The sequence below is a fragment of the Micromonospora sp. DT4 genome (genome assembly GCF_049841675.1).
Classification (GTDB): domain Bacteria; phylum Actinomycetota; class Actinomycetes; order Mycobacteriales; family Micromonosporaceae; genus Micromonospora.
In genome coordinates this window covers 1-269 of the sequence record NZ_JBNCKT010000477.1, presented here as the reverse complement: position 1 = coordinate 269, position 269 = coordinate 1, and the positions used below count along the sequence as shown (strand labels likewise).

The 269-nt window shown below is 71.4% G+C and carries 1 pseudogene; it reads left to right on the top strand.

Annotation, left to right across the window (positions count from 1 at the left end):
* Window positions 1-23 precede the first annotated feature (23 nt).
* Window positions 24-269, top strand: a pseudogene (locus tag ACLQ24_RS30595) (AAA family ATPase); the annotation flags it as partial.

Here is a 269-nt window from a genome sequence, read left to right as displayed (position 1 = left end):
GACCTTGGAATCGAGGCATCACCATGACCACACCAACCCCACCGGCCCCCCAGGCCGGCGCACCGCAGAACAACCCGACCTCGGACGGCACGCCCACCGCGGAGCCCGCCTCCGGCCGGTCCGGCTACCTGTACCGGAAGGTGGCCCTGCACCTGGCCGACCACCCCGACCAGATTCTCAAAGTCGGCGAGATCACCCGGGCGATCGGCGCCCCGTCGTCCGGGGCCGTGTTCGAGGCGCTGAAGAAGATGGCCACCGCCGGGCACGCC